This window comes from Segatella copri (assembly GCF_019127135.1).
Lineage (GTDB): Bacteria > Bacteroidota > Bacteroidia > Bacteroidales > Bacteroidaceae > Prevotella.
Genome location: NZ_JAHOEA010000151.1, coordinates 1 through 1,258, shown reverse-complemented (window position 1 = coordinate 1,258; position 1,258 = coordinate 1). Strand labels below are relative to the sequence as shown.

Below are 1,258 nucleotides of genomic sequence, written 5' to 3'. Positions count from 1 at the left end.
TTCCTTGGTAGGTGCAAAGATACTAATTTCTTTTTATTCCACCTTAGCTTTTATCGCTTTTTCTCTATAGCTTATCCATTTTTTATTGATTTCTCCCTTTTTCTTGGCCGCTTCACGTGGAGTCAATCCATCAAGACTCATATGAGGACGCTCTTCATTATAGAAGTTTATAGCAAGGCTTACCGCTTTTTTCACATCAACAATACTGGTAAACGACATGCCTTTCAGTAACTCATTCTTAATGGTACTATTCACTCTTTCAGCAACAGCATTGTCCTTTGGATTTCCACTTTCCGTCATGCTGATTTTTACGCCATACTTTTTGAGCAAATCCGTATAGGCAAAACTTGCATATTGTACACCACGGTCAGAATGATGAATCAGCTGACTAAGATCATATCCTTCATAATGCTTCAATGCCATTTTGAGGGTTTCTATGGCATAGATAGCTTCCAGTGTCGGAGCCACACTGTAGCCAACGATTTCCTTTGTATAATAATCGGTAATAAGGGCAAGATAACAGAACTGATATTCCCCACTTTCCGGATCAAGAAAATATGGTATATAAGTTATATCACTGACTATCAATTGACAAGGGCGTACCGGAAGCAAATCCTTGACTATGTTTGGATACAAAGGAAGGTTATGGGTGGAGTCTGTCGTCTTCACCCTACGCTTAACCTTTCGAACCTTTAAATTGTACTTTTCAACTATGTCATAAAAGCGATTGTAACCAACACTTCTGGATGTCCCAAATTGTCTTTGGTACATAAGCCAGAGCTTGTTGCCACCTATGCCTGGATCTTTCTTGCGAACTTCTTTTATGAACTCTACGACGAAGGCTTCCTGGGCGACTTTTACCATCTCACTATCTCCATGTTTGTAATAGGCCTGCTTGGTTACACCAAGTAAGCGACACATCGAGGCAATAGGATACTTTCTGTTGTCCCGAGTGTGAAGCCTGTTTGCTACTTGGTGCCAGCTTTTTTTAAGTCTATACCATATGCCTCCTTCCCAAAGGCTACCATTTCCTCATAGAAATCTGCACGAAGACGTTCTGCCTTAAGTTGCTTCTTTAACTCTGCTACCTCCTTGACCAAATCTTTGTAGTCATCGGGAGTAATTTCTTTACCTTGTTTACTCATCTTTTCTGCCAATTCTGGATTTTCGGCTTCAAAGGTACGAATTTTACGCCAAACTGTAGAGCGACCTATACACAATTTAACTGAAATCTCTTGTTGTGTTAGGTGCTCAAGAG

The 1,258-nt window shown here is 40.2% G+C and carries 2 protein-coding genes; both read right to left on the bottom strand.

The genetic code is table 11. The features are described 5' to 3' along the window. Positions 1-33: 33 nt before the first annotated feature. On the bottom strand, positions 34-1,005 hold the full coding sequence (locus tag KSW37_RS15605) for an IS3 family transposase (RefSeq protein WP_367397527.1): 972 nt from the start codon (positions 1,003-1,005) through the stop codon (positions 34-36). Continuing rightward, on the bottom strand, positions 969-1,258 hold a 290-nt coding region (locus KSW37_RS15600; RefSeq protein WP_217315367.1), incomplete at its 5' end, for a hypothetical protein. The genes KSW37_RS15605 and KSW37_RS15600, both read right to left, overlap by 37 nt.